This window comes from Corynebacterium mustelae, from assembly GCF_001020985.1.
Lineage (GTDB): Bacteria > Actinomycetota > Actinomycetes > Mycobacteriales > Mycobacteriaceae > Corynebacterium > Corynebacterium mustelae.
This window is the reverse complement of record NZ_CP011542.1, coordinates 3,223,042-3,241,658: the sequence shown is the minus strand read 5'-3', so window position 1 is coordinate 3,241,658 and position 18,617 is coordinate 3,223,042. Positions and strand designations below refer to the sequence as shown.

Below are 18,617 nucleotides of genomic sequence, written 5' to 3'. Positions count from 1 at the left end.
ACACATGAAGAAATGGGAATATGCTACCGTACCTTTGCTGATCCACACCACCAAACAAATTCTTGATACGTGGGGCGAAGACGGCTGGGAACTGGTAACCGTACTGCCTAGCGCAAATCCAGATAACCTCGTTGCATACATGAAACGCGAGGTCCAGTAATGTCTATCAGTAACCGCTTGGCGGAACTTGGTATCACGCTGCCAGCCGTAGCGACCCCAGTCGCCGCCTATGTTCCAGCGATTACGGTAGGCAACCAGGTGTGGACCTCGGGACAACTGCCGTTCATCGAAGGGGAGTTGCCCGAAACCGGGAAACTCGGTGCCGAAATCACCGTTGAAAAAGGGGCAGAATACGCCCGTCAATGCGCACTCAACGCCCTGGCGGCAGTGGATTCACAAGTCGGAATAGACAACGTAAAGCGGGTACTGAAAATCGTCGGTTTTGTTGCTTCAGCCCCCGGGTTCCATGAGCAGCCAGCAGTAGTCAACGGTGCCTCTACCCTTATTGGGGAAATTTTCGGTGAAGCGGGCGCTCACGCTCGTTCAGCAGTTGGGGTTGCAGAACTTCCCCTCAATGCTCCTGTTGAGATCGAAATCATCGTCGAAGTAGCCTGATTTTCTTCGGCAAAATGTAGTGTGAATAGCCGCAAGTGGCTAAGCTTTAGAACCATGGAGCACCCCGCTTACAGTCAGCTGCGGCCGGTAACGCCGTCGGCTTCCGTTGTTTTATGTCCAAATCCAGGTTATGCAGCTCTTGAAGGAACAAACTCATGGGTGATACGTGCGCCGGGAGATCCCTATAGCATCGTCATCGACCCTGGCCCTGCGGACGAAGGGCACCTAAACGTCCTAAACAACAAAGCATCTGAAGTGGGAGTCGTCCTGCTCACTCATCGCCACCACGATCATGCCGATGGCGCGCACCGTTTCCGGCAATTAACCGGGGCGCCCGTGCGTGCATTTGAAGCACCGTACTGCCATGGCGCCGACCCGCTTGTCGACGGCGAAATCATCACGCTTGCCGGTGTCACCCCGCAAGTCGAGGTTGTACACACCCCTGGCCACACACGCGATTCAGTATGTTTTTTCATCTGGTCAGGTACCCCATACGAATCAACCCTTGAAGGTATTGTCACTGGTGATACGATCGCTGGTCGACACACCACCATGATTTCCGAAACAGATGGAAACTTAGGGCAGTATCTTGAGACGCTTGCCCTATTGGAGAAACGCGGCGCAGGTGTGCGACTACTACCTGGGCATGGTCCAGATGGAGACGACGTCTCAAGTTTCGCCGCCTGGTACATCCAACGGCGACAACAACGGCTAGAGCAGCTTACCGCAGCCCTAGAAAAACTAGGACCAAACGCTGAGCTAAAAGAACTTATTGCTGAAATCTACGACGATGTGGATCCAGTATTGCGGCACGCCGCTGAACAATCTACTCGTGTTGCGTTGCGATACCTGGCCGAGTCTGCATAACAAAACTGGCCCCCAAGCAACTTGGGGGCCAGTTTCAATTTTTAGCGGGCGCGCTTTGCCAAATGCTCCGTGTCCACAATCAAGACAGACTTACCTTCAAGCCTGATCCAACCGCGATGAGCAAACGTCGCAAGCGCCTTATTTACAGTTTCGCGGGAAGCACCCACCAGCTGGGCAATCTCCTCCTGCGTCAAATCGTGGTTAACCCGTAACGCGCCACCTTCTTGAGTTCCGAATCGATTGGCAAGCTGAAGCAGTGTCTTAGCCACCCGACCTGGCACATCCGTGAAAATCAAATCAGCTAAAGCTGAATTTGTGCGACGCAGCCGACGAGCCAAAACCCGCAATAACTGTTCAGAAATCTCCGGATGATCCGCAATCCATTTCCGAAGCATGTCAGAATTCATAGTCGCTGCATGCACCTCGGTCACACACACTGCTGAGGAAGTGCGAGGGCCCGGATCGAAAATAGACAATTCGCCAAACATGTCGGAAGGCCCCATTACCGTCAATAGGTTCTCCCGTCCATCCGGGGCATGCCGAGCTAATTTCACCTTGCCAGACGTGATAATGTACAGTCGATCACCAGGATCGCCCTCTTCAAAGATGGTCGCCCCCCGAGGGAACCGAACGGTCTCCAAATCATTAATCAGATTGGCAACCGCGATTGGATCGACGCCCTGGAAAATACCAGCGCGCGATAGGATGTCTTGCACACCTTCCACGATGAAGTGCTCCTCATGCTCTCTTGGTGAATGGCACAGTAATCAAATGACTAACATTCGTAATTTCCCCCAACTCTACTATGTAGTGCGTCACTATTGCATCCCAAAAAACAGTTTCGTCACAAAAGTTGAATTAGGGGGCCAAAAAGGGGGTAAACGTTAGTTAGCCCACAACAGCCGAAGCGCCATCCTCGTCGTCGTCAAGCCGCATAACCCAGTTTTCCAAACGATCCATCCACAATGGAAAAACCGCAAAAATCACCGGCACCACAAGCACAAGAACAATCGTCATACCTGTTACCTTAACCCGTCGTAAAGAATATAGGGTGATAACCATGACACAACCGCAGTGCAAAACCCAAAACCGCGCCACCACACTCAACCAAGAACTCGCCCGTGGCTACCCCAATGCGCGCTGCGAACTCAACTACGACAACCCCCTCCAACTACTCATCGCCACAATCCTATCTGCACAAAGCACCGACACTAGAGTCAACCAAGTCACCCCAACCCTCTTCGCAGAATACCCAACAGCCCAAGCACTAGCAGCCGCGACACCAGAGCATCTACAAGCCATCATCCGTCCCACCGGACTACACTCAACTAAAACAAAGCAACTCATACAACTCGGACAACAACTCGTCAAACAACACAATGGAACAGTTCCCGACACCCGCGACCAACTGACAAAACTGCCAGGAGTTGGACGTAAAACCGCCAACGTCGTATTAGGAAACGCCTACGGACAACCCGCACTCAGCGTCGACACGCACTTTGCGCGAATAGTGAAACGCTTCGAATTAACTGAAGAAGATACGCCAGAAAAAATCGAGAAGGACATCTCCTCCCTATTGGGGAAATCAGAATGGACAATATTTTCCCACCGGGTAATTTTCCACGGCCGACGCCTCTGCCACAGTCGCAACCCAGCATGCGGAGTCTGCTTCCTGGCAAAAATGTGTCCCAGCTACGGTATTGGGGAAACTGACCCAGTACGAGCACAAAACCGCATAAAAACAGACACCGCAGAACGACAACACCTGCTCCAACTAGCATCCCTATAAACCATGCGAAATACAATCATTGCCTCAATCGCCATATTCTGTATCGGGCTGATCGCACTCATTAGCCTGACCATCCCAAACGACAAGCCACCCACAGAACACAAAACTGCTCACATCGCACAACGGCCAAAATGCCCCCAAACCCACATAAACCTGCCCTGCCTAGGCGCAGAAACAGACCATCACCAACCAGCACCAATAACAATCGTTAACCTATGGGCATGGTGGTGCGCGCCATGTCGCGACGAGTTGCCACTTTTCGACGACCTAGCTGCCCAAAACCCCCAATGGGATGTCATTGGGGTACACGCTGACCCCAACGCCACTAACGGTGCGGACATGCTCAACGATCTAGATATAAAGATCCCCTCATATCAAGACAACCGCAATGAATTCGCAACTGCCAACAATTTGCCAAACGTCGTACCGATTACCATCATCTTTCACAACGGACAGCAAAAAGGCATACTGACCAGAGCATTTACTGACTATGAAGACCTAACCACCTCTATTGGGGAAATCATCAACTCATGAACCATCACTTCAACGATTCACCCGGACAAAATATAAAGCTAGAGCCTAATAGGCACCCCCAATGGCTCAGTCCCCTAATGAGAGAAATCCGCAGCGGTAACGTAAACCACACTCTTGAACAAAGCCTAGAGCCCATGGTTCCGGTAAACAGGACAAAACAATCTGCGGTTCTTATTCTTCTCCAAGGCGAAGCCAGCGCATCAGTTTTACCTAAAGACGCCAGTGTTCTTCTGACTCATCGTTCCCCACATTTGAGGGCGCATTCAGGCCAAATTGCATTCCCCGGTGGCAGGATTGACCCGACAGATAGAAATCCTGTTGACGCGGCATTACGAGAAGCGTGGGAAGAAACTGGACTTAATCGAGCAACCGTCACGCCATTGGCGCAATTGCCGGAAGTGCACATCAGGGTGACGGGGAATCCGGTTCACCCTATTGTGGCGTATCGGGAAAACCTTGATGGTGTTGGTGTAGTGAATCCAGTGGAAGCAGATGCGGTTTTTAGCGTCCCTATTGGGGAACTTGCTGCTCCTGAGAATCGGTTGGTGGTTTCGAAGGGGGCTTGGCGCGGGCCGGCATTTAGAATTCGTGATTATATTATATGGGGTTTTACAGGTGGAATGTTGAATGCGCTTTTAACTCATGCAGGCTGGGATATGCCATGGGATGAAGATACCTATTACGATTTAGCGGAGATGATTGCTGCTTCGCGGAATAATGAGCGGCATTTTTAGGAAAGGCAGGATCGGCCCGAAGTGAGTAGTTTTTCTACATCCGGTCTTATAGTGGACGTTGTTATTGCGCTTGTTGTGGTTTTTGCAATATATGCGGGGTGGCGTCAGGGTGCGTTTGCCTCGGTGCTGTCTACTGTTGGTGTTATCGCTGGACTGATTTGTGGTGCTGCGTTTGCTCCGTTGATGATGGAGCTGACTGAATCGGTAGCATTGCGGTTTTTGCTTGCTATAGGCATCATTTTTTTTCTTGTGGGGGTGGGAAATTTGGTGGGCGGCGCATTGGGTTCAGCGTTGCGAGACCGGATTAGGTGGCGTTCGTCGCTCATTTTCGATTCGATCATTGGCTCGGCGTTTCAGGCGCTAGCGAGCTTGGTGGTTGCCTGGTTGGTTGCTATTCCTTTGGTTACTGGGCTGCCTGGTGGATTTGCAAATGGTATTAAGAGCTCTCAGATATTGGGATACGTGGATAAAGCTGCTCCGCCGTTTTTGGCGAATTTGCCTACCCGGGTTTCGGCAATGCTGTCGGAGACTGGGCTGCCTCCGCTCATTTCTCCGTTTAACTCTGCGAAAAATGTTGCGGTTGAGGCTCCTGCAATCACTATTGAGGATGTTGTTTTGGTGGAGAGGCTGCGCCCGTCGGTTGTGCATGTTTTGGGGGAATCACAGGCCTGTGGTCGCCGGTTAATGGGCTCTGGTTTTGTTATAGATAGAAACCATGTGATCACCAATGCTCATGTTGTTGCGGGAACTGAGGTGGTGCGGTTGGACACTGTATTGGGAACTCATACAGCTACAGTCGTTTTTTATGATCCATCGCTTGATATTGCGGTTTTGCGTTCAGATGAGATGAAGATCGATCCGCTGCGGTGGGCTGACAAGGTGTCGTCCACCGGTGATGATGCGATCGTGATGGGGTTCCCGGAATCGGGACCATTTGAGGCAGCCCCAGCTCGCATTTCGGATCGGTTGTTGATCGCCGGGCCTGATATTTATGCTTCAGGCAGAGTGGAGCGTGAGGCTTACACGGCACGTGGATCCATTCGCCAGGGTAATTCTGGTGGCCCAATGTTGAATTTGGATGGTGAAGTGATCGGCGTTGTATTTGGTGCGAGTGCTGATGCGTCGGATATTGGTTATGCGTTGACTGCGGCGGAGGTCCGAAAGGCGGTGGGGAATATTTCCCAATTGGCGCAACCAGTGGATACCCAGGAATGCGTTATTAGGTAGCCAGCTTTTCGACGCCCCAATGGGCAGCAGTTATAGGCCGATGCCATGATTGGCTCGGCCGGTTGTCATGAAATGTGTGGGGTTATTCCTCCATTGGGTACCAGGAATGCTCGCATTCAGGTGTGAGTATTCGGTTGGCGTGGTGGATTGCGTTTCGTCGGTTGGCGTTTGATTTGTTGCGGGTGAGGGTGCCGTCGGGGAGTTTGTACCAGGTTAGTCCGGTTTTTGGGTCTGTCATGACGCGCCCGTGGACGAGTTTTTGGGGATCGTCGTCGTTGTGGAGGTTGTGCTCGCGGCATAGGGGGCACAGGTTGTCAGCCGTGGTGCTGCCTCCGCGTGAAAAGGCTGTGATATGGTGGATTTCGCATCGTACTGCGGGTATTCGGCAGTGCGGATTTTGGCAGATGAGGTGGCTTACGATGCTGAGGAATCGATCGTTGGCATCGGCAAGTCTTTTGACTTCGAGGACTTTTTGTGGGCGGGCTATTCCGTTTTGGTCTTTATAGCTGACGACTGCAAAGCCAAAGTCGGCGAGTTTGGCGTCGACCATGGTTTCAATGTTGATTGTTTCACCATCGGTGTTAGTGATGGTGCCGTCGATATTTTCGGTGATTTCTGCTATGGGGACGAGGAAGCAGGGACGTTGCCTTAGGTCACGTGGGTTTTCAGGGTTTTCTCCTTCTTCGATTTTTTCTAATGAGGAGAGTTTGTATCCGTTGAGCACCCTATCGACAAGGGCTCGCGCATGTCCTTCTGATTTGTCGACAGCTTCGCCTGTTGCTGCTAGGTGAGTTGCTTGGGGCTCCAATGAAGTTGCCATACGGGATGCGATATGGCTGGGAAGCTTCATGATGACGTGACGCATGCCGTCAGCATCGGCTTGGTTTGAGTAGCGTAGGTACCATTTGCGGCAGCGGCTGTGTCCGTCGTTAAGTTCGGCGATGGTGTGTGTGATGTGTTCTTTTAGTTCGTCGACGGAGGCGGTGTGGGCAAAATCCATGAGTTCAATTCGTACTTTTCGACGATCGACATCTGGGTTTGCTAATTGGCGTTCGGTGCGAGCTATGAGTCGCATTTTCGAAAATGAGAGCTTGCGTTCGCATGCGTAGGAAAGTTCGTCTGCATCGAATGTTTTGGCAACGGAGAAGTATAGGCTGGCTTCGGTTCGGCTGATTGCTAGTGTGACGGCCAGTTCGTCCTTGGTGAGTTGTGTGGTGAGCAATTCTGCCAATAATTGAGAGCCGCTTTGCGCGGTTGCGGCGAACTCCTCAATTGCGGTAGTCATAGCTTCAACCGTATGTAACTTGCATCCGATGTTTCAAGAGTTGCTGCCAACTTTAAGAATATGTTTGTGCAGGTCACATCTGGTGTTCTAATTTAAGCAATTTGGGAACCAACAGGGTAGGTTTTTGAGTCTAATATTTAGTGCTGCTCTATTTCTTTGACGAAAGTACCCACGAATGAGGTGAATGCCTGAGGGTTTTCTAAGTGTGGTTGAAGTCGGGTCTTGGGGATTTGGGTCAGGCGAATCCCCAATAGGCAGCGGTGGCGTGCTGCAGTGATTAGGGCTGCGGATTGCAGGGAATCGTCGACAAGCATGTGGACCGGAACATGGATTTTTTCGCCCAGCCACTTCATGGGTGGTTGCCGCAACATGAGGCGAAAGCTGCGAATCATTGCGTTGCGGGTGTTGGTGATTGCCAAGGCGGTTTCGCGTAGTCGGATGCTTTGGGTGAATTGGGGGGTTTGTTGGAATTCTAGGCCGGTGTTATTGCGAAGATCGCGGCGGATGAATCGACTGTGGCTTGCACACAGCCGCCTGATGACTGATGTTGGTAAGCGAAAAAGCAGTGAGTTTGTAATGAGGTTTGAAAATAGCCATGGTTTGCGTAGCACTATACGACGCATATCCGTTGGGTGGATCGCCCCGCAGGTGGTGATGGATGCGACATGATTTGGGTGACTTGTGGCCATGGTCCAGGCGATTGTCGCACCAGTGCCCATGCCGACAAGGTGAGCGCTTTCATGCCCGAGGGTGCGGATTGCGCCTGCGATGTCGCCGGTAAAGTGGCGTAGGTCGTATCCGGTTGGGGGCTTATCCGACATACCGAATCCTCGAAAGTCAATGGCGATTGCATGGAACCCCATTTTCCCCAATAAGGGGAGGACATCTTTAAAATCTGTCCAACAACTAACCGCATCGTGGAGCAACACTATGGCTGGGTTGCTGGGGTCACCAGCGGTGGCTGCGTGGAGTCGGATACCGCGGGTATGTACGTTGTGGTGGTGGAATTCGCCTTCAAGTGCTACCACATTGGGGGAGAGGTTTTTCACGGTTGGGGCTTTCCGGTGGAGTAAAACGGGCACGCCCCTTCGGTTGTTACGGAAGGGGCGTGGTTCGGGGTTGGTTAGCTGAACATGCCGCGCCGCTTGGCGTCGAGTTTTTCTTCAGCTTTACCTGGTACTAGTTCTTTGAGCTCTTTGGCGGATTCGATCGTTTTGGTGGGGGCTTTGATCTTGCGGATTTTCTTGAAGCCTAAAAGTGCTAGCAGTGCGGCCGTGATGATCATGACAAGGAAGATAATCAGGAATGCGGCCCAGCGTTCGATCCAGAGGCTGAGAAGTTCTGCCACGAAGAAAAAGAAGAAGAATGAGCTGTAGAGTGCAATGACTCCAGCGACGCCAAAGAGTCCGCCACCGATGACGCCTTTTTTGACTTCGCCGCGTAGCTCTGCTTTGGCTAGTTCGATCTCGGCACGCACCAAGGAAGACATTTGTTCGGTGGCATTAGAGACGAGTTCCCCAATAGAGCCTTGGGTGTTGGTGTCGACGTCGGAAAGCGGGATGGAGTTTACCTGTGTTTTAAAGGTTTCGGGGTTGTTGGTAAACATTCCGTTGTCGTTGCTCACGTGGGTTGTTCCTTCCGGGATTTTTCATCAGTTACTGCCAATCGTGCCACGAATTTGTGTGGAAGGGGAATTTTTGTTGGGTTTTGTTACCTTTTTGCTTTATTCTCCTTAACAATCATGGATGTTTTGGGTCATATTGCTGCTGACGAATCAGTGCGCCTGCTGATTGGGGAGGCGTCTGCCGCTATTGGGGCGGTGTATCGGCGTCCGCCGGTGTTGCGCCAGGAACAGGTTGTGTGTTCGGAGTCGGTGGCCCGCGGTGCGAAGCTATGCGCCCAGGCGGGTTGGGTGTCCCAATTGGAGGCATTGAGTGCGTTTGGGGTGCTTGTCCCTGCGGTACGGGAGGAAACGGCGCGGACATTTCTTCGGGCTCCATTGCAGGTGTTGGCGCGTATTGATCTGCTTTGTGGCGGTGATGGGCGTCCAGGGGATGAGGCTGCGGCTAGGCGGTTGTCTCTATTGGGGAAAGTCGTGGTGTCAAAGCCTCATGAGGCGGTGATTCCGGCGGTGGTTTTGGGGGAGATTCTCGCCTATCAGCTTTTCGACGAGCGCAGCGGCGTTGTGGCTCAGGTTGCTAGTCGTGTTGCGGCGGTTGCTGGTGGGTTTGATCCATTGGGGTTGATGGTTCCTGAGGTGTGGTTTGGGCGTCGAAAAGCGGAATTTGCTGAGTTGATCGCTGGTTTTTCGGGGCAGGATGGGGTTCGAGATTTCGTGCGGTTTTACTTGCAGGCGATGGTTGCTGGGGCAACCGAGGCGGCTGGAATTGTTGCGGCTGTTTAGGTGGTGGGGGTTTTGGTGCGCATCCACCACCATATTCCTGCGGTGAGGGCGGCAATGCCTGCGACTACTCCGGTGCCGATGCTGATGTCCTTGCCGCTGGGTAGGGGAATCAGCGGGATGGGATTGCGGAAGGCGTGAATGGTCCAGTTCTTTTCTATGGCTGTTCTCCGCAATGCTCGGTCTGGATTGACTGCATTGGGAAAACCAACGAGTTGAAGCATAGGTAGATCGGTAGCCGAATCGGAATAGGCGTAGCTTTTGCTGAGATCGTAGTTGTTGCGAGTGGCGAGGCTGAGAATGGCTTCAGCTTTGGCGTCGCCTTTGCAGTAGAACGAGATATTGCCGGTGAATTTGCCATTTTCTTCCTCAAGTTCGGTGGCAATGACGGTGGCGACTCCGAGTTCCTTGGCTATGGGTTCGACGAGGACTCGCGCTGAGGCTGATATGATAACGACGTCGTGGCCAGCTGCTTTGTGGTCGGCGATGAGTGCGCGGGCTTCGGCATAGATGGTGGGGGTAACCACGGAATGCATGGTTTCGTTTGCTATGGTTCGGATTTGTTCGACATCCCATCCGGTGACCAGGTTGGATAGGTGGTCTCGGGTTGCGTCCATTTGTTCGCTTGAGTGTCCGCTAAACATGTAACTGGCTTTGGACATGGACATGTGAAGTGCTTCGGCTGGGCTGATAAGGCCGGAATTGAGGAATTCTTTTCCGTAGACGTAGGCGGAGGAGGTTGCGATGATCGTTTTATCAAGATCGAAGAAAGCGGCGACCTCAGGTGGGTGTTGTGCGATTTCACGGCTGGTGTTGGTACTCATCGATGACCTCCTTGTCAAGAGTTTAGTATGTTCGGATTGCTCCGGGGTTGGTGGGTATGTCATAATGGGCGATGCAAGGCCCCGATATACAGTGCGGCCTGCCCCGGCCGGATCCCCCCCCTTTTGAAATGGCCGGGTTGGCGACCTGCGCAGTACCCCCCCCCCTTTAGCGCAGGTCGCCCTTTTATTTATTATTTCCACCCTCAATTACAGGGGAACTGCTAGACTTGCTTTTAGACCGACAGTCGGTCGAGAACTGTGGAGTTAGTGGAAGCGATCACTATGGCGTCACCATCAGGAAAGAGTAAAAAAGAACAAATCTTGGATGCGGCCTTGGAATTGTTTGTTACCAAAGGATTCCAGGAAGCCACCATTGAGGATATTTTGGCTGCGACCGGCATCGCCCGGGGCACGTTGTATTACCATTTTCACAGCAAAACTGACATTATGATGCAGATTATTGACCGAACGGCAGGGGAAATTGCGCATCAGGCGCAGTTGGTGGCGAATGAGGTAATAGATTTTCCAATGAAATTTCTTCGGGTGGTTCAAGCCGCGCAGGTTTCAGGCCCGGCGCGAAGTCTTGTCTCGGATATGCATGAGGCGCCAAATGCGGAATTTCATATCCAGTCGGTAACTAAAACCGTCGAAAAGCTCGCACCGATTCTTGGCGATGTGATTGCGGAGGGGGTTACTGCAGGCAGTTGTTCGTCACCGCAGCCTTTGCGGGATGCTGAAATTCTGCTCACTGCAGGTTTTATTTTGCCGGATCACGGGTTCTTCCCGGCATCTGTGGAGCTTAGTTCGGCGCGTCTGATGGGGTTATTTGTTGCTGCCGAACGTCTCTTGCAGCTTTCCTCGGGTACGTTAACGGCCTTTTTGGTTAAGGATGATCATGTGGCGACAAATTCTCATCGGTGATTTTAGACGAAGTATTCCATTGTCGATTACCCTCACCTTGCTGATAGCGGTGGCGGCGACTTTGGTAATCAGTGGAACCGCTATGACCAGTCAAACTTTTGGCGCGGTTTCGGCAATGTGGAATAAAGCGCAACCACCCGATTTGATGCAGATGCATGCTGGTCCGCTCGATGAGCAAGGAATCTATGATTGGGCACAGTCCCAATCAGGTATTGATGATGTGCAGATCATTCGCACCCTACCAATCCCGCCTGATGGTTTGTGGCTGGCGGGCACCTCACAATCGGACTCTGTGCTTGAACCGGCGTTGGTCACACCATCAGAAAAATTCGATTTTCTTCTCACTGAAACAGGTCAGCGGGTACAACCTGAGCCGGGGGAAGTGATATTGCCAGTACATTACAGTGCAGTGGGGACCGCCGATTTAGGTGATGAGATGCTCGTCGCAATCGCAGGAGAAGAAAAACGGCTGCGGGTGGCGGGGTTTGCCAGGGACATGCAAATGAATCCGTCAATGGTTACCTCCAAACGGCTAGTGGTGCACCCAGAAGACTTCGAGTATTTCGCCAACAAGGGGCTTGAGAGCGAATACCTCATTGAGTTTATGGTTGCTGATGATGCCAGCATCAGTACGATCCAAGACGCCTACACCCAGGCACAATTACCTGCCCAGGGTGTTGCTATCGACGCTGCAGTGTTGAAGCTTATGAATGCGCTCACCACGTTGATTACTGCAGTGCTTGCCTTGTGCATTGCATTGCTACTGGTTTGTATCGCGGTTTTGGCGTTGCGGTTTGCGTTTATCACGTCCATTGTCAATGACATACAGCACATTGGTACTCTCAAGGCAATTGGCGCACCAGGTAGGGCGATTAAACGCATGTACATCATGAAATATTTGGTGTTATCGGTTATTGGTACCCTCATTGGGGCGGTGGCGGCTGTTGGCTTGACCCGGCTGGCCATGAAACCCGTCTTATTGTACCTGGGTAAACCGTCGCAAAGCTTTACGACGGTTGCGCCGCCGATCGTGGCAGCGTTCGTGGTGCCACTCATCGTGGCTGCGTTTTGTTGGTTGCTCTTACGCCGACTCGATCATGTCAGCCCAACTGAAGTGTTAGCAGGAAGCGGAACTGAGCGCCGAACCTGGAGACGTCAGTTCCGTTTGGGCAACAGTAGAATGTTGCCAGCAAATATCTGGCTTGGTTTGACGGCAGCAACTGAAAAATCTCACGCATTACTCGTCGCGGTGATTGCCGTCGCTACGTTCCTGTTGGTTTTCCCCGTCTCTCTCCTAGCCACCTTCAACAACGCGAATTTCTCAACCTATTTGGGTATCGGTAAGTCTGATATCCGAATTGACGTCCGCGCTGGTAGTGGTGTGGATTTCTCGGAACTTTCCGCGGAAATACAAACTGATGAGGATATAGCGGAAAGCGTGTCGCTTGTGACCAACCGGCTTCAAGTTTTAGGGTCAGAAGGTTGGGAAAACATTGTGGTAGAGCGAGGCGATCATTCCGTATTTCCATTGAATTACACCAGTGGGGTTGCCCCGACTACTGAGACGGAAATAGCAGTCTCAGTCAACCAGGCGCAGGAACTAGAAGCGGTGGTGGGGCAAGAAATCCAGATAACCGATGGCACAGACAAACGCAACGTGCGGGTTAGCGGAATCTACCAAGACATTACAAACGGCGGGCGAACCGCTAAAGCCACCTTTGCCACCGATGCGCCCACACTATGGCAAGTGATGTATGTAACCGTGAAACCTGGCGTGGATATCGCTGCCAAAACACAAGCTTTAAGTGAGGAATTCCCCTTCGCCACGATCACCGATGTTGCTGACTACACCCGACAAACGCTTGGTGCGACTACCGGTCAAATCTCGATCATTGTGGCGCTGTCCGCAGGGGCGGCGCTCGGCTTAGTGTTTTTGATGACTGTATTGTTTCTGATCTTGGTATTCGCTCAAGAACGGGGCCAAATCAGTACCCTCTATATGATCGGAGCCAGTAGAAGAACCATCATTGGGCAGTACCTTGCGCGATTTTTCACGGTTGGAATTATAGGAATCGGAATAGGGGTGATCGTCGCAGCTTTCGGCGGAACTGCGTTGTTATCTTCCGCATTGGGACTTGTGGGCGCGCCAGGTGTGCAATTACTACCGAATCCTGTGATCAGCTATATACTCCTGCCCGCTCTGGTGCTCGGTGTGATGGTTGTTGCCACCCTGATTGCCGCAAAGAAAATCACTCCTGCATAGCGGCGACTTAAAACAAGAACGAAGGAAAAACGATGCTGCAAGCCAAAAATATAACAAAAACCTATGACAGTCAGGTTTTAGCGGGAATTGATGTAGATATACCGCAGGAACAATTCGTTGCGATCATGGGGCCAAGCGGCTCAGGTAAATCTACCCTGCTGCATATTCTCAGTGGGCTTGATTGTCCTACCGGAGGATCTGTGCAGCTAAAGGGCACGGAAATAACCGCTTTAACAGACCAACAGCGGGCACAATTTCGGTTACAAAATATAGGGTTTGTTTTTCAGCAGCCGCATTTTCTACCGTCGATAAGCGTGCGCGATAACATTATTTTGCCAGGATTCTTGGCTGCGAAACGGCAACGCCAGGAAGTAACACAGTTAGCAAATGGCCTGTTGGAGCGCATGGGTATTGGGGAATTGGGGGATCGGGCGATCTCGGAAGTATCTGGTGGTCAGTTGCAACGCGCCGGGATTTGTCGGGCACTTATAAATGAACCGGCAATTATTTTCGGTGACGAACCCACTGGTGCTCTTAATCACGCAACATCTGTCCAGATTTTGTCCTTGCTGCACGATATTCATGGTGCTGGAACAACGATCATATTGGTTACACACGATCCCCTGGTGGCTAGTCATGCGCAGCGGGTTTTGGTGCTTGCTGATGGTCAGATAGCAGAAGATGTGTGGTTGGGAACCTACGATCCGGCTTCCGAATCGATGCGGTTGGAAACAGTGATGGCAGTGATGGCCCGTCAGGGGGTGTGACGAGCGGGGGTGCGTACCACCCGCAAGCCTGTTGCTGGTGGTACGTATGTGATCTGAGAGGATAAAATTCCACAGAAAAATTGTGGACACATCAGCCATATGGTGGGTTATCCACAGGATGGTGATGCTAGAGCAAAAGTGCCGTGGATGTGGCGAAGACTTAAAGCATGACCACTCCAGTTATCCTTGTTGCCATCACTGATCCGGTTATCCATCCCGAGGCACTCAGCGTGGCTGCCGCAACCGGAATGGAGATAGTTGATACCACCGATCCGCGCGACATTATCCGATATGCCCCTAAAGCATCCGCACTGCTTGTCGACGCAACCACGGCCGCACACGCGGCGATGTACCGTACCAGTGGAAAACTATTTTTATTATTCGCCGAACCTGGCCCCATTGATTGGAAACTGGCTGTACATGTCGGTGCCATCAATGCCTTTATTATTCCTGCCGAATTGAAACAACTGCTAAGCGAACTAGGCAATCAATCCGCTGCCAGGCAACCGACAGACAGATATCCGATCATCGCTGTGACGGCATCAGTTGGTGGGGTTGGAGCCTCTACGTTGGCAGCCAGCGTTGCGCTTCAAAGCGCAACCGAGATCCCAACCGTGCTTATCGACACCGACCCACATTCCGCGGGGATTGATTTACTTCTTGGCTGTGAATTGCGCGCGGGAATCAGATGGGCGGATTTGCGATTGTCAGACACCACGGTTGACCCCGTTGACATCGTTACCGCCTTGCCACAAACAGACAATGGCCTCGCACTACTGACAACTGCGCGGGGTGGGTTAGTCAGCGGAATAACTGAGGAAAAAATACAGCTTGCAATACGGATTCTGAGCTCAAAATACCAAGTGATCCTAGATCTTCCGAGTCATGCACCGTTTTTCAATACCGTTGCCGATCACTGCGATTACGTGGAAATTATTAGTCCTGCGGAAGTTCGAGCAACTGCAAATGCGCAGCGCATAGTCGCTAAATTGCGAAGTAACAGGATTCCCTGCGGACTAAGCATCCGGCACAGAGGATGGTCGGGGCTATCTACCAAAGACATGGAAGCCATCGTCGGTATCAGCCCTACCGTAGAAATTCGGACAACCGCTGGCCTCGCGCGCCTTATTGAAACCGCTGGTTTAAGTCATATACAACAGCCAAAACCACTGCGGCTCGCGGCTACAGCCATAGCAGAAGCTGCGGCGAAATACTACGATGACCAACCAGCTCGGCAGGTGGCATAATGCCCGGCGCAACCACATTTGACCTTGAAGCAATCACCGAGAAAGTCCAGCATACGCTCGCTGCACAAACGGCGGTTGATCCCACGACAATCCCAGATCCGGAAGCAATAGCCCGCTTAGTTCGTGCTGAAGCAGGCGGGATTTTAAGCGACAGCGATGTATTGGCAGTCTTGAGGAAACTGCGTCACGACTCCGTTGGAATTGGTCAATTAGAACAAATCATGGCAATTCCGAATGTCACGGACATTCTTGTCAACGGCACTGGCACTGTATGGTACGACCGAGGCAACGGCCTGGAACAAGCAGCGGTTCGATTTAGTTCCGAACAGCAGGTACGCCAATTGGCAACCCGGTTAATAACTGCAGCGGGCAGTCGTATTGATGAGGCGCAATGCTTCGCAAACGGATTCTTGCTTCGACCGGACGGCACAACAATACGTGTTCACGCCATATTATCTCCACCTGTACAAGCGGGAACCTGCATTTCGTTGCGGGTGCTTCGGCAAGCTGATGCCCGATTGGAAACACTCATTGAAAAACACAGCATTAATGATTCAACAGCTATAAATCTTAAAGAATTGGTTGCGGCTAGGCGGTCCTTCATTGTTGTGGGCGGAACCGGCAGCGGGAAAACCACCATGCTGACTGCGCTATTAGGCGAGGTTGATCCGAAAGAACGAATCATCTGTATTGAGGACACCGCCGAATTACGACCGCAGCACCCACACGTCCTCAACCTTATTTCCCGTGGGGCTAATACCGAAGGCCACGGTGAAGTCACCATGGCTGACTTATTGCGACAGTCACTTCGGATGCGACCCGACCGCATCGTTGTTGGCGAAATCCGTGGTGTCGAAGTTATTGATCTGCTTGCTGCGCTCAATACCGGCCACGATGGCTGTGCTGGAACGATTCATGCAAATTCGATCACAGAAGTGCCTGCTCGCCTGGAAGCACTCGCTGCACAAGGCGGAATGCAACGTGACGCGCTCATGTCGCAGCTTGCCGCAGCATCGCCAGTGATCTTAGTAATGAAACGTTTAGCCGATGGACGACGGCGCCTAAACCAAATCGGGATATTAAAAAGTTTTCCCACCACTGTCGAAATCCTATGGAACATTTCAGATTCCTCCGCTCCACATATCGACTGGGGGCGGTGTCGATGAACCCGATAACAACGTGTTCTTTGCTCTTCGCTGTAGCCATCCTGATAGCGACACCGCCCCCACCAAAACACCGCATCGCTGCCACGGGCGTTTCGCCATGGCGTGAGACATTCAAGCGACTCTCAGAAGCGCCACCCGCAGGCATAGCGTTGGTAGTGGCTGTCGGTGTTTTTCTGACCAATCAGCTCATTTCAATCCCTGTTTCGCTCGTCATCGCATGTCTCATCGGTACCACCACCATGGTGGTGGTACTGCGTTCCATCACGGCGCAGCGGGTACTTCGTACCCAAAATGAACAGATAGTGCAGTTACTTGAAGCCGCAATAGCTGAGTTATCGGCAGGTGCAAGTGTTATTAACTCCTTGAAAACAGCAAGCGAACAGGTAGATGAGGCTCATATACACGCCGACATAGCAGTGGCACTCAGCCATGCCGCAATTGGTGGTGCTGGCAGTTGGTACCTCTGTACATCGAAAAACCGTCATCTTCAACAACTAGGTTGCATGTGGGACATAGCAGAACAACACGGCATTAGTATGACCAAGATTTTGCGTCATCTCCACGAGCAGATTAACCACAAGATGCGCCATGACGCCCGAATGCGGGCGAGTATCCAAGGTGCGACTGTAAGCGCGATCATTCTGGCGGCGCTGCCTCTGTTGGGCATCGGCATGGGTTATGCACTAGGTGTCGACGCTCCCGGTTTCTTATTCGGCGGCGGGGTGGGTGGAGCCATCCTCATTCTGGGAATGGGTTGCGAATGCGCTGGGGTGCTGTGGTCACGCCGCATTATCGAAAGGGCAACAACATGATAATCATTGCTGCTTTACTGGCAGGCTGCGCGATAATGCTAGCTGGTCCGAACCCAGCGCTGCGCATATCCACCACGACCGAAAAACCAATCGGCACAAAGATACGCGATGGGCCGCTTCAATCCACGCTTTATCGGCTATATAACAAACTGCATAGACGTACACCTAAAACAGATACGGATCCGGTCGCGGCCGCCGCCGACTTGGAATTATATGCCGCTTGTGTCGAAGCTGGGTTGAGCCCAGCTCATGCAGCGGCTGCGGTAGCAACCGCGAGTAATTCCCCAAGCTGGCACCGGACAGCGAGTCTTTTGGAACTTGGAATATCAGCTGAAAAAGCGTGGGCGGAACTCTATTCCGATTCCCATTACGCACATGTTGCGACGCTGGCTGCCAACTCGCAACGATCCGGGGCGGCGCTCGCGCAAGGGTACCGCGATGGTGCGGAAAAGCTGCGTCAAGATGCCAATGACCATGCCACTGCGCGCGCTGAACGTGCAGGCGTTCTCATAGCATTGCCGCTTACCCTCTGCTATCTACCCGCGTTCTTCCTTCTCGGGCTGGCACCAGTTGTGTTGGAACTCGGACTAAAAATCATCACTACATAAATCTCACCAGAGAAAGGAATTCATCATGGAAAAAATTTTTTCAACTATCATTCATGCCTGGACCACTTGGCACGTACCGGACCTACTTGCCGACGACGAAGGCTCTACAACCATCGAATACGCGATGGGCGCACTCGCTGCAGCCGCGCTTGCCGGAGCACTGTACTTGGTTGTCACATCAGGTTCCGTTTCCGATGCGTTGGAGTCCATCATCACCAACGCGCTAAGCAAGTCGCCGGCATAAACATGAGAAACGTCGGTGTCATTTTTACCGAGGATGAGGGCTCTACCACGGTGGAAACTGCCATCGCTTTAAGTGCCCTCATCGTGGTTTTCTCATTGATGGTGGCAGGAATAATGACATTAGCGGCATACCTTTCCGCTATTGACATCGCTGGTGCAGCGGCACGTGCCTACGCGATTGGCACCGACTACCAACCGCCACGAGGAACCATAACAGTCACGGAACATGCTGGTCTTGCTACGGCCAGCGCTGCCGTTCCCGCCCCGTTGGGAACCATGACAGCCCAGGCTATCTTCCCAATGGAGCAGTAACT

At 52.2% G+C, this 18,617-nt stretch carries 23 protein-coding genes; 17 read left to right on the top strand and 6 right to left on the bottom strand.

The window, feature by feature from the left end; translation table 11 throughout:
• Window positions 1-4 precede the first annotated feature (4 nt).
• Genes CMUST_RS16650 through CMUST_RS14510 form a run of 3 tightly spaced genes read left to right on the top strand, consistent with a single transcriptional unit; the run spans window position 5 to window position 1,482 of the window.
• The gene (locus CMUST_RS16650; protein ID WP_144414242.1) at window positions 5-160 is read left to right on the top strand and encodes a DUF4177 domain-containing protein; all 156 of its coding nucleotides are present in this window, start codon (window positions 5-7) and stop codon (window positions 158-160) included.
• Entirely contained in the window at window positions 160-615 is a 456-nt protein-coding gene (locus tag CMUST_RS14515) for a RidA family protein (protein WP_047263110.1), read from the top strand. Before CMUST_RS16650 ends, CMUST_RS14515 begins: the two co-directional genes overlap by 1 nt.
• Window positions 616-669: 54 nt before the next feature.
• Window positions 670-1,482 carry an MBL fold metallo-hydrolase gene (locus CMUST_RS14510; RefSeq protein WP_047263109.1) on the top strand — a complete coding sequence of 271 codons (813 nt, stop codon included), beginning with the start codon at window positions 670-672 and terminating at the stop codon, window positions 1,480-1,482.
• A 41-nt stretch (window positions 1,483-1,523) separates the two neighbouring features.
• Here CMUST_RS14510 and glxR read toward each other — a convergent pair whose 3' ends face one another.
• Window positions 1,524-2,207 (bottom strand): CRP-like cAMP-activated global transcriptional regulator GlxR, encoded by a 684-nt coding sequence (gene glxR, locus CMUST_RS14505; RefSeq protein WP_047263108.1) that lies wholly within the window; start codon window positions 2,205-2,207, stop codon window positions 1,524-1,526.
• Window positions 2,208-2,370: 163 nt separating this feature from the next.
• Window positions 2,371-2,499 carry a hypothetical protein gene (locus CMUST_RS17145; RefSeq protein ID WP_269082583.1) on the bottom strand — a complete coding sequence of 43 codons (129 nt, stop codon included), beginning with the start codon at window positions 2,497-2,499 and terminating at the stop codon, window positions 2,371-2,373.
• Window positions 2,500-2,542: 43 nt separating this feature from the next.
• Here CMUST_RS17145 and nth point away from each other — a divergent pair, with 43 nt between their 5' ends.
• Genes nth through CMUST_RS14485 form a run of 4 tightly spaced genes read left to right on the top strand, consistent with a single transcriptional unit; the run spans window position 2,543 to window position 5,766 of the window.
• On the top strand, window positions 2,543-3,271 hold the full coding sequence (gene nth, locus CMUST_RS14500; protein WP_047263107.1) for an endonuclease III: 729 nt from the start codon (window positions 2,543-2,545) through the stop codon (window positions 3,269-3,271).
• 3 nt (window positions 3,272-3,274) lie between these two features.
• A complete protein-coding gene (locus CMUST_RS14495) occupies window positions 3,275-3,805 on the top strand; it encodes a TlpA disulfide reductase family protein (protein ID WP_047263106.1) in 531 nt (176 codons plus the stop codon).
• On the top strand, window positions 3,802-4,539 hold the full coding sequence (locus CMUST_RS14490) for an NUDIX hydrolase (protein ID WP_047263105.1): 738 nt from the start codon (window positions 3,802-3,804) through the stop codon (window positions 4,537-4,539). Before CMUST_RS14495 ends, CMUST_RS14490 begins: the two co-directional genes overlap by 4 nt.
• Before the next feature lie 21 nt (window positions 4,540-4,560).
• Window positions 4,561-5,766 carry a MarP family serine protease gene (locus tag CMUST_RS14485; RefSeq protein ID WP_047263104.1) on the top strand — a complete coding sequence of 402 codons (1,206 nt, stop codon included), beginning with the start codon at window positions 4,561-4,563 and terminating at the stop codon, window positions 5,764-5,766.
• An 82-nt stretch (window positions 5,767-5,848) separates the two neighbouring features.
• Here the strand turns inward: CMUST_RS14485 and CMUST_RS14480 are convergent, their stop codons facing one another.
• The 3 genes from CMUST_RS14480 to CMUST_RS14470 form a co-directional block, all read right to left on the bottom strand.
• Window positions 5,849-7,051, bottom strand: coding sequence for an HNH endonuclease (locus CMUST_RS14480; protein ID WP_047263103.1), 1,203 nt, complete (start codon window positions 7,049-7,051; stop codon window positions 5,849-5,851).
• Window positions 7,052-7,188: 137 nt separating this feature from the next.
• Window positions 7,189-8,133, bottom strand: a complete 945-nt coding sequence (locus tag CMUST_RS14475; RefSeq protein WP_047263102.1) for an alpha/beta fold hydrolase — start codon at window positions 8,131-8,133, stop codon at window positions 7,189-7,191.
• 41 nt (window positions 8,134-8,174) lie between these two features.
• Window positions 8,175-8,675 carry a phage holin family protein gene (locus tag CMUST_RS14470; protein ID WP_047263101.1) on the bottom strand — a complete coding sequence of 167 codons (501 nt, stop codon included), beginning with the start codon at window positions 8,673-8,675 and terminating at the stop codon, window positions 8,175-8,177.
• Between the two features lie 117 nt (window positions 8,676-8,792).
• On the opposite strand from CMUST_RS14470, the gene CMUST_RS14465 reads away from it, so the two are divergent.
• A complete protein-coding gene (locus tag CMUST_RS14465; protein WP_047263705.1) occupies window positions 8,793-9,455 on the top strand; it encodes a hypothetical protein in 663 nt (220 codons plus the stop codon).
• On the opposite strand, the gene CMUST_RS14460 is transcribed toward CMUST_RS14465, so the two are convergent.
• Window positions 9,452-10,276, bottom strand: coding sequence for an HAD family hydrolase (locus tag CMUST_RS14460; RefSeq protein WP_047263100.1), 825 nt, complete (start codon window positions 10,274-10,276; stop codon window positions 9,452-9,454). The two genes, CMUST_RS14465 and CMUST_RS14460, sit on opposite strands and share 4 nt — an antisense overlap.
• Before the next feature lie 282 nt (window positions 10,277-10,558).
• Between CMUST_RS14460 and CMUST_RS14455 the strand changes: the two genes are divergently transcribed.
• The 9 genes from CMUST_RS14455 (at window position 10,559) to CMUST_RS14415 (ending at window position 18,615) form a co-directional block, all read left to right on the top strand.
• A complete protein-coding gene (locus CMUST_RS14455) occupies window positions 10,559-11,197 on the top strand; it encodes a TetR/AcrR family transcriptional regulator (RefSeq protein WP_047263704.1) in 639 nt (212 codons plus the stop codon).
• Window positions 11,172-13,460 carry an ABC transporter permease gene (locus tag CMUST_RS14450; RefSeq protein ID WP_047263099.1) on the top strand — a complete coding sequence of 763 codons (2,289 nt, stop codon included), beginning with the start codon at window positions 11,172-11,174 and terminating at the stop codon, window positions 13,458-13,460. Before CMUST_RS14455 ends, CMUST_RS14450 begins: the two co-directional genes overlap by 26 nt.
• Before the next feature lie 32 nt (window positions 13,461-13,492).
• Window positions 13,493-14,227 (top strand): ABC transporter ATP-binding protein, encoded by a 735-nt coding sequence (locus CMUST_RS14445; RefSeq protein WP_047263098.1) that lies wholly within the window; start codon window positions 13,493-13,495, stop codon window positions 14,225-14,227.
• Between the two features lie 167 nt (window positions 14,228-14,394).
• Window positions 14,395-15,474 carry a septum site-determining protein Ssd gene (ssd, locus tag CMUST_RS14440; RefSeq protein ID WP_047263097.1) on the top strand — a complete coding sequence of 360 codons (1,080 nt, stop codon included), beginning with the start codon at window positions 14,395-14,397 and terminating at the stop codon, window positions 15,472-15,474.
• The gene (locus CMUST_RS14435; protein WP_047263096.1) at window positions 15,474-16,640 is read left to right on the top strand and encodes a TadA family conjugal transfer-associated ATPase; all 1,167 of its coding nucleotides are present in this window, start codon (window positions 15,474-15,476) and stop codon (window positions 16,638-16,640) included. The genes ssd and CMUST_RS14435 overlap by 1 nt, the downstream gene beginning before the upstream one ends.
• The gene (locus tag CMUST_RS14430; protein ID WP_052844814.1) at window positions 16,637-17,452 is read left to right on the top strand and encodes a type II secretion system F family protein; all 816 of its coding nucleotides are present in this window, start codon (window positions 16,637-16,639) and stop codon (window positions 17,450-17,452) included. The genes CMUST_RS14435 and CMUST_RS14430 overlap by 4 nt, the downstream gene beginning before the upstream one ends.
• Window positions 17,449-18,060: a type II secretion system F family protein gene (locus tag CMUST_RS14425; protein ID WP_052844813.1), complete on the top strand. Its 612-nt coding sequence runs from the start codon at window positions 17,449-17,451 to the stop codon at window positions 18,058-18,060. Before CMUST_RS14430 ends, CMUST_RS14425 begins: the two co-directional genes overlap by 4 nt.
• Before the next feature lie 25 nt (window positions 18,061-18,085).
• Window positions 18,086-18,304 carry a DUF4244 domain-containing protein gene (locus CMUST_RS14420; RefSeq protein WP_047263095.1) on the top strand — a complete coding sequence of 73 codons (219 nt, stop codon included), beginning with the start codon at window positions 18,086-18,088 and terminating at the stop codon, window positions 18,302-18,304.
• A gap of 2 nt (window positions 18,305-18,306) precedes the next feature.
• A complete protein-coding gene (locus CMUST_RS14415) occupies window positions 18,307-18,615 on the top strand; it encodes a hypothetical protein (RefSeq protein WP_047263094.1) in 309 nt (102 codons plus the stop codon).
• Window positions 18,616-18,617: the final 2 nt, after the last annotated feature.

What these genes read in the sequence shown, in the direction of transcription:
- CMUST_RS14420 (WP_047263095.1), top strand. Translation starts at nt 18,086, where the DNA reads ATGGAAAAAATTTTTTCAACTATCATTCATGCCTGGACCACTTGGCAC.
- CMUST_RS14465 (WP_047263705.1), top strand. Translation starts at nt 8,793, where the DNA reads ATGGATGTTTTGGGTCATATTGCTGCTGACGAATCAGTGCGCCTGCTG.
- CMUST_RS14435 (WP_047263096.1), top strand. Translation starts at nt 15,474, where the DNA reads ATGCCCGGCGCAACCACATTTGACCTTGAAGCAATCACCGAGAAAGTC.
- CMUST_RS14445 (WP_047263098.1), top strand. Translation starts at nt 13,493, where the DNA reads ATGCTGCAAGCCAAAAATATAACAAAAACCTATGACAGTCAGGTTTTA.
- ssd (WP_047263097.1), top strand. Translation starts at nt 14,395, where the DNA reads ATGACCACTCCAGTTATCCTTGTTGCCATCACTGATCCGGTTATCCAT.
- CMUST_RS14430 (WP_052844814.1), top strand. Translation starts at nt 16,637, where the DNA reads ATGAACCCGATAACAACGTGTTCTTTGCTCTTCGCTGTAGCCATCCTG.
- CMUST_RS14425 (WP_052844813.1), top strand. Translation starts at nt 17,449, where the DNA reads ATGATAATCATTGCTGCTTTACTGGCAGGCTGCGCGATAATGCTAGCT.
- CMUST_RS17145 (WP_269082583.1), bottom strand. Translation starts at nt 2,499, where the DNA reads ATGACGATTGTTCTTGTGCTTGTGGTGCCGGTGATTTTTGCGGTTTTT.
- CMUST_RS14510 (WP_047263109.1), top strand. Translation starts at nt 670, where the DNA reads ATGGAGCACCCCGCTTACAGTCAGCTGCGGCCGGTAACGCCGTCGGCT.
- CMUST_RS16650 (WP_144414242.1), top strand. Translation starts at nt 5, where the DNA reads ATGAAGAAATGGGAATATGCTACCGTACCTTTGCTGATCCACACCACC.
- CMUST_RS14490 (WP_047263105.1), top strand. Translation starts at nt 3,802, where the DNA reads ATGAACCATCACTTCAACGATTCACCCGGACAAAATATAAAGCTAGAG.
- CMUST_RS14460 (WP_047263100.1), bottom strand. Translation starts at nt 10,276, where the DNA reads ATGAGTACCAACACCAGCCGTGAAATCGCACAACACCCACCTGAGGTC.
- CMUST_RS14480 (WP_047263103.1), bottom strand. Translation starts at nt 7,051, where the DNA reads ATGACTACCGCAATTGAGGAGTTCGCCGCAACCGCGCAAAGCGGCTCT.
- nth (WP_047263107.1), top strand. Translation starts at nt 2,543, where the DNA reads ATGACACAACCGCAGTGCAAAACCCAAAACCGCGCCACCACACTCAAC.
- CMUST_RS14495 (WP_047263106.1), top strand. Translation starts at nt 3,275, where the DNA reads ATGCGAAATACAATCATTGCCTCAATCGCCATATTCTGTATCGGGCTG.
- CMUST_RS14515 (WP_047263110.1), top strand. Translation starts at nt 160, where the DNA reads ATGTCTATCAGTAACCGCTTGGCGGAACTTGGTATCACGCTGCCAGCC.
- CMUST_RS14415 (WP_047263094.1), top strand. Translation starts at nt 18,307, where the DNA reads ATGAGAAACGTCGGTGTCATTTTTACCGAGGATGAGGGCTCTACCACG.
- CMUST_RS14450 (WP_047263099.1), top strand. Translation starts at nt 11,172, where the DNA reads ATGTGGCGACAAATTCTCATCGGTGATTTTAGACGAAGTATTCCATTG.
- CMUST_RS14455 (WP_047263704.1), top strand. Translation starts at nt 10,559, where the DNA reads ATGGCGTCACCATCAGGAAAGAGTAAAAAAGAACAAATCTTGGATGCG.